The following is a 6,754-nucleotide window of genomic DNA, read 5'->3' on the forward strand; positions in this document are numbered from 1 at the left end:
CCCTATTTTTCAAACTATTTGCTGCAAGTTATTAGCTTAAAGGTTCAGGCCTTCAAGGTACTAACTTCAAGATATTCACTTCACGGTTTTAGTCTCAGGGTATTGAGCCCTAAGTATTGAGTTTCAAGGATGTAAAAATGATTGGGATTGTAGTTTCTGGCCATATCAACTTCGCGTCAGGCATGGCGTCAGCCGTTAAAGCCATCGCGGGCGACCAAGATCAGATGGCATTTGTGGATTTTGTCGAGTCAATGTCAACCGATGAGCTGGAAGTGGCGTTGCGTGATGCTGCCAAGCAGGTCGATGGCGGCGAAGGGGTGCTGTTCTTGACCGATATTCCGGGCGGTTCACCGTGTAACCGCGCAATGACCATCATGATGGACACTGACAACATCGAGCTGATTGCTGGGGTGAACCTGCCAATGATAGCCAATGCGGCGTTTGAGCGCGATGGCGCAGAGTTGGTCGAATTGGTTGAGATCTTGCTGGAAATTGGTGGCTCATGCCTACAAAACATGCGTAAAGAGCTGGAAGCTGTGATGGCACCTGAGCCTGAACTGGAATGTGAAGACGGACTGTAATTATGCGTTATGCCTTGCTTGCTGATCAGGTCTTTACCCCTACGGGTATCCAAACCGATACCGTGGTGATTGTTGAAGATGGCCTGATTGCTGATGTTACATCATCCATACCGACAGATTGCGAGGTGGTTCGTTTAGCCGGGCAATCCATTATGCCGGGCTTTGTCGATATCCATATCCACGGCCGAAACGGCTTTGATGTGATGGATGCGACCGATCAGGCACTGCAATCTATCTCTGATGCGCTACCACAAACCGGTGTCGTGGCCTGGGTCGGTACAACAGTGACTGCTCCTTGGCAGGACATTATCGATGCCTTGGCAGCAGTTAGACAATTTACCGAGCAATCGCAGCAGCAGGGTGCCGAGTTGCTGGGCAGCTTTCTGGAAGGGCCGTATTTCACCGAGCCTCACCGTGGCTCTCATCCCCCGGCCTTTTTGAAAGCACCTAGCGTTGCTGAGCTGGAACAGCTGAAAGAGAGTGCGGGATCGTCGCTACTGAGGGCCGCTTTGGCCCCTGAAGCCGAAGGGGCGATGGACGCGATCAGTTGGTTATCGACACACCGTATCCAGCCTTCCGTTGCACATACCGATGCAACCTATGAACAAGTCACTGAAGCGCACCAGCGCGGTGCTGACTGCGGGGTGCACCTGTTTAATGGCATGCGGGGGCTTCATCACCGTGAGCCTGGTTGCTGTGGCGCGGTGTTGTATCACGACATGCTGGCGGAACTGATTGCCGATGGTGTGCACGTGAATCCGGTGATGATGAACTTGGCCTATCGAATCAAGGGATATCAGGGAATTGCCCTGATCACCGACTGCATGCGGGCCGGTGGACTGAGTGATGGTGAGTACCAACTTGGTGCCCAGATGATTAGCGTGACCAACGGTGAAGCTCGCAGTCCTTGTGGTTCGCTGGCAGGCAGTACCTGTAGTTTGGATCAGGCGGTGCGCAATATGGTTAACCTAACCGGTGTACCGGTATGGGAAGCGGTGCAAATGGCATCGCATGTGCCAGCAACTTACCTAGGACTGACAGAACGCTTGGGCACCGTTGCCCAGGGAATGGAGGCCAGCTTGACCATTATGGACGCTGACCTTCATGTGCAAGGAACACTGATCAAAGGGCAGTGGGCATTTAAGGCGTAGGCCCAGACTGCTGGCTTTGATAATCATGATAACAGAGGTAAAAATGGACATTCGTCAACCTATCCACAGTGCGCATGCCAAGCAGTTAGATACCGCTGGCCTGCGTGAGCAGTTTCTGATCGAAGAGATGTTTCAGGCCGGTCAGCTTAACCTGACCTATAGCCACATTGACCGTATTGTTGTCGGTGGCGCGGTGCCGACCGACAGCGCGCTTGAGCTAGAGGGTGGCAAAGCCCTGGGTGTTGATTACTTTTTGGAGCGCCGGGAGCTTGGCGTGATCAATATCGGCGAGCCGGGCGTGATGTTGGTCGATGGCGAAACATTTGAAATTGGTACTCGTGAAGCGCTTTATATCGGTAAAGGGGCCAAAGAAGTAAAATTTAGCAGCATTTCACCACAAAAGCCGGCACGTTTTTACATTAACAGTGCACCGGCCCATCATGCCTACCCAACCCGCAAGATCACCCGTGAACAAGCGGCTCCTGAGACCTTGGGCAATCAAGAAAACTGTAATGTCCGTACCATCAATAAGTATTTGCACCCATCGGTACTGCCGACCTGCCAGCTTTCTATGGGGTTGACCGAACTGGCACCGGGAAGCCTATGGAATACCATGCCTTGCCATACCCACGAGCGCCGTATGGAAGTCTACCTTTATTTCAATATGCAGGACGATAGCGTGGTGTTCCATTACATGGGAGAGCCGCAGGAAACACGCCATATCGTGATCCGTAACGAGCAAGCGGTGATCAGCCCAAGCTGGTCGATTCACTCTGGTGTGGGGACGGCAGCTTACACCTTTATCTGGAGTATGGTCGGTGAGAACCAGACCTTCCACGATATGGACCATGTTGCGATGAGCGACCTGAAATAACCCTCCCTAACAATTTGCGGTATGGCACAGCTAACCTCCGCTGCCTGCCATGCTGCCCGCTAATAAATAGGAACTCCTAATGAATATGTTTGATCTATCAGGCAAAGTTGCCATCGTTACAGGTTGTGATACGGGCCTTGGTCAAGGCATGGCGGTTGGCCTTGCACAGGCGGGTGCTGACATTCTGGGTATTGGTTATGTCCCAGCTGAAGAAACGCGCGAGAAAGTTGAAGCGCTGGGACGTAAGTTCCGCTATATCACAGCCAACCTGATTTCTGATTCGAACAAAGAAGCACTGACCTCACTGGTTGATCACGCGGTAACTGAAATGGGCCGTGTTGATATTCTGGTAAATAATGCCGGCATTATTCGCCGTGAAGATCTGGTGGACTTCTCTGAAGAGAACTGGGATGACGTTATCGCTATTAACCAAAAAGCGGTTGTCTTCCTGTCTCAGGCAGTTGCCAAACACTTCATTGCGCAAGGTAATGGCGGCAAGATCATCAATATTGCGTCGATGCTATCGTTCCAAGGTGGTATCCGGGTTATTTCCTACACGGCGTCTAAGTCTGCGGTCATGGGGATCACCCGTGCCCTAGCGACTGAACTGTCTCCGCATAATATCACTGTGAATGCCATCGCCCCGGGTTACATGGCAACCAATAACACTCAGGCACTGCGTGAAGATCAAGAGCGCAACAAGGCCATTTTGGAGCGTATTCCCGCGGGGCGTTGGGGGCTGCCTTCTGATATGGCCGGGCCTGTAATCTTCCTGGCTTCCTCAGCTTCAGATTACGTAACCGGTTACACGCTTGCAGTTGACGGCGGCTGGCTGGCTCGATAATAGGTGATGACATGACGTTGATGAAAGAAAATGTATTAAAGCAGCTAAAACGTGTCTACCGCTACCAAGCCGCAAACCAGACTCGTTCGGTAATTCGCCGCAGTGGCGCGACCCGTTTTATCAAGGATACAGACTGGGAGCGTGGGGTATTCTGGTCATGTGTAGCGGAAGCCTGGAAGGCGACGGACGATAGCGAATACCTTGACGGGGTGATGGGCTATACCTTGCATACCGGCTTCCGTACTGGGGCATTTCCGCGCTTTGCTGATGATCATGTTTGTACCCAAGCCTATTTGGATGTTTACCCGACAATCAACATTCCTGAAGCGCTGGAGCCGACCATTAAGGCATTCGACATCATGCTCGATGAGCCGAAACCGGGTCATCGCGACTGGTGGTGGGTCGACTCCCTGTTCATGGCACCACCGGCCTTTGCCGCGCTGTCGAAAGTGACGGGTGAGCGTAAGTATGTCGATTACATGCATACGGCGTTCTGGGACTCGGTTGATCACCTTTACGATCCGGATACCAAGCTGTTTTACCGTGATTACCGCTACATGCCAACCGAGATAGGCCAGAAGTACCGTGATGAGTTCGGTGACGGTGGGGCAGAGCTTCGCGAAGCGAACGGCGAGAAGGTGTTCTGGTCACGCGGTATTGGCTGGATGCTGGCTTCTGTTCCGCGTTTGATGGCGCGATTCCCGGCCGAGTTTGATCAGCAGCAACCGTACCTTGATCTGTTCAAAAACTTAGCCGCCGAGGTTATCAAGTACCAGCAGGCCGATGGCTTCTGGCGTACCAGTCTGCTTGACCCAGACAGTTTCCCAGCCCCAGAGAGCAGCGCGACCTCCTTGTTCTGCTATGGACTAGCGTGGGGGATCAATCATGGCCACCTTGACCGTGAAACCTACCTGCCCGTTGTCGAAAAAGCATGGGCGGCTTTGGAAAGCTGTATCCATGACAACGGCATGATGGGCTGGGTGCAGCTACCGGCATTCAACCCGCGCGATGTGAAGTTCGAACATAACATTGACTATGGCGCTGGTGCCTTCCTGCTGGCGGCAACAGAAATGGCTTCCTTGGTGGAATAACGGCCTAGGAATAACTAACCAAAACGTGAACAAGAAAAGCTGATGTTATTCAACGCAATAAGGTCAGCTTTTTTATAATTACCAAAAGAAGGATATAACAATGAAAAAGCTGTTGGGAATATCAGCCCTGTTAGTGGGTAGCATGGTTGCCGGTCAGGCGGCAGCAGAAGAGGGACAGCCAACCTATTACGTTCAATATACCGAGCAAGCGCCAGTGATTGACGGCAAGGGTGAAGATAGTGCATGGGCAGGGGCAAAAACGTTAACCCAGTTTACTTTCCCTTGGCGTAGTGAAATGGCACCGGCAACCGAGTTCAAGGCGCTGTGGGATGAGCAGGCAATGTACTTCCGCTACCGTGTGGCCGATAAGCACCTGGCAATTGGCACCGATCCAGAACGCGCTATTTTGGACTCTGACCGTGCGGAAATCTTCTTAGCCAAAGATGCAACGCTATCAAGCTACTACACCATGGAAATCGACCCGAAAGCCCGCGTATTCAGCGCCAAGGCATCGTATGACATGGAAGCCAAGAAGCGCGCGTCGCTTGATAGCAGCTGGCAATGGCCGGGGCTGGAAACCAAAGCAAGTATCAAAGATGACGGCTATATCGTAGAAGGCAAGTTGCCGCTTGCGACGTTGGACAAATTGGGGCTGTGGCAGGATGACAACAAGTCAGAGCTACTGTGTGCCCTAATGCGCGCCGAGTTTACTCCCCAACCTGACGGCAGCCTGGATATGGGCTGGATGACTTGGGTTGATCCAAATACGCCAAAACCAAACTTCCATAACCCAGGTACCTTCGGTAGCTGTAAGCTAGTGAAGTAACCGGTTTCAAGTAGGCATTTTGATGGGGGGCCTTTGTAGTGTGCGACTGTGAGGGTGACGCAGTGCAGGGGCTTTTATATTTTTAGCGCTAACGACGTGAAGATAAAAATGGACTTTGAAGAGTTAAGACAGAAGATGCACCGCAAGGCATTGGAAAAAGCACTCGCAGGGTATAGGGATAAAACAAGAAAATAAGCTCTACAGAATAACGCCCTTGCCATTCCGATGTATCCGGATATGGCTGCGACAACAACAGCCACAAATATTCCCGAAGCCGCAGCCAGTGAAAACTACATGAGCTGTGTTCATTAACGGTGAATGGAAAAGTTAAAGCCTTCTATATGAAGGCTTTTGTCATATTCAGCCAATTAGGCTTTCTGACAATTGATGTTCTATCGGATCACACACAGGCTAGATGTGTGTGTGCCAGATGAAGAGGCTGGCACGACGCTGGACAATTCTGAGTTACAGGCCTTAGTAAATAACAAATCACCTCTAATTTAAAAACACTTACTTATCATTGTTTAGTTCAAATTTATTGGGGTAATTGCGATAACCAAAAATGCTAGTTTTGAGCCAAATACTCATCCCAAAGCTCCTTTGAATAATTCGCTAGCTCAGTCTCCCATAGAGATATAGATTGCTTTACAACGTCTTTATCTGTAATCGAGCATGTTGTACGTAAATGTTTTCTTCCATCGAGAGATCTATATCCATCATCGACTTTTCTTACTTTGCCACCTAGCTCTACTTCGCGATGCTGTCTTAAATCTTTGTAAGTCCTATCTAAAATCTTGCTAAGTTTTAAGTGTTTTTTTTGACATTCAGTCATATTCACTATCTCTCTTTCTGCAGTTATTGAGTAGACTCGATTATCAGATGCAATAACTTGAACTGAGATATTATGAAAAAATTCTGCCAGATCTATATGACTATTTATCTTTATGCTTAATAGTTTCGTTGGGTATTCAGTTACTTCAGTATTTGAATACTCTTCAGGTAAAGGTTTACCAATATGTATACCGAATAATTCCTCCAAGTCTGTGGTTGGAGCAGGTTTGCAGCCGGAAAGCACAGCAAGGAGTATTAGGATATTAAATTTCATATTATCATAGACTTAAGTAGGTTTCAGGAATGCTACTCACGCCATAAACTCATGTCAAATGATGGGTGATAAATCCTGATGGATGTCGATGTTATACAAGACAATAGACTTACCTATCTACTTTACGATCCCGGTTAGCTCGACTAAAACGTTTTGGGGCGTGCGACGTGAGGTCGTATGAAGCGCTGTTCACCGCTCAACGAGTGAACCATCTGTATCACCAGATGAACCTAGGAGCCTGAATAAAGTAGCGGCTCTGACAATGTAACGAAGATTGGTTAT

The 6,754-nt window shown here is 49.7% G+C and carries 7 protein-coding genes; 6 read left to right on the plus strand and 1 reads right to left on the minus strand.

Going from position 1 to position 6,754, the window contains the following annotated elements; translation table 11 throughout:
- Window positions 1–137 precede the first annotated feature (137 nt).
- The 6 genes from agaF (at window position 138) to C9I99_RS13265 (ending at window position 5,367) form a co-directional block, all read left to right on the plus strand.
- Window positions 138–581, plus strand: coding sequence for a PTS galactosamine/N-acetylgalactosamine transporter subunit IIA (gene agaF, locus C9I99_RS13240; RefSeq protein WP_107349354.1), 444 nt, complete (start codon window positions 138–140; stop codon window positions 579–581).
- Window positions 582–583: 2 nt separating this feature from the next.
- Complete coding sequence (nagA, locus tag C9I99_RS13245; RefSeq protein WP_107349355.1) at window positions 584–1,732, plus strand: N-acetylglucosamine-6-phosphate deacetylase; 1,149 nt, start codon at window positions 584–586, stop codon at window positions 1,730–1,732.
- Between the two features lie 43 nt (window positions 1,733–1,775).
- The gene (gene kduI, locus C9I99_RS13250; protein WP_107349356.1) at window positions 1,776–2,606 is read left to right on the plus strand and encodes a 5-dehydro-4-deoxy-D-glucuronate isomerase; all 831 of its coding nucleotides are present in this window, start codon (window positions 1,776–1,778) and stop codon (window positions 2,604–2,606) included.
- A 79-nt stretch (window positions 2,607–2,685) separates the two neighbouring features.
- Complete coding sequence (gene kduD, locus C9I99_RS13255) at window positions 2,686–3,450, plus strand: 2-dehydro-3-deoxy-D-gluconate 5-dehydrogenase KduD (protein WP_107349357.1); 765 nt, start codon at window positions 2,686–2,688, stop codon at window positions 3,448–3,450.
- An 11-nt stretch (window positions 3,451–3,461) separates the two neighbouring features.
- Complete coding sequence (locus C9I99_RS13260) at window positions 3,462–4,541, plus strand: glycoside hydrolase family 88/105 protein (RefSeq protein WP_107349358.1); 1,080 nt, start codon at window positions 3,462–3,464, stop codon at window positions 4,539–4,541.
- Between the two features lie 100 nt (window positions 4,542–4,641).
- Window positions 4,642–5,367 (plus strand): CBM9 family sugar-binding protein, encoded by a 726-nt coding sequence (locus tag C9I99_RS13265; RefSeq protein WP_107349359.1) that lies wholly within the window; start codon window positions 4,642–4,644, stop codon window positions 5,365–5,367.
- Between the two features lie 565 nt (window positions 5,368–5,932).
- On the opposite strand, the gene C9I99_RS13270 is transcribed toward C9I99_RS13265, so the two are convergent.
- Window positions 5,933–6,472, minus strand: coding sequence for a hypothetical protein (locus C9I99_RS13270; protein ID WP_107349360.1), 540 nt, complete (start codon window positions 6,470–6,472; stop codon window positions 5,933–5,935).
- Window positions 6,473–6,754: the final 282 nt, after the last annotated feature.

It is taken from the genome of Photobacterium lutimaris, assembly GCF_003025555.1.
GTDB classification, from domain to species: domain Bacteria; phylum Pseudomonadota; class Gammaproteobacteria; order Enterobacterales; family Vibrionaceae; genus Photobacterium; species Photobacterium lutimaris.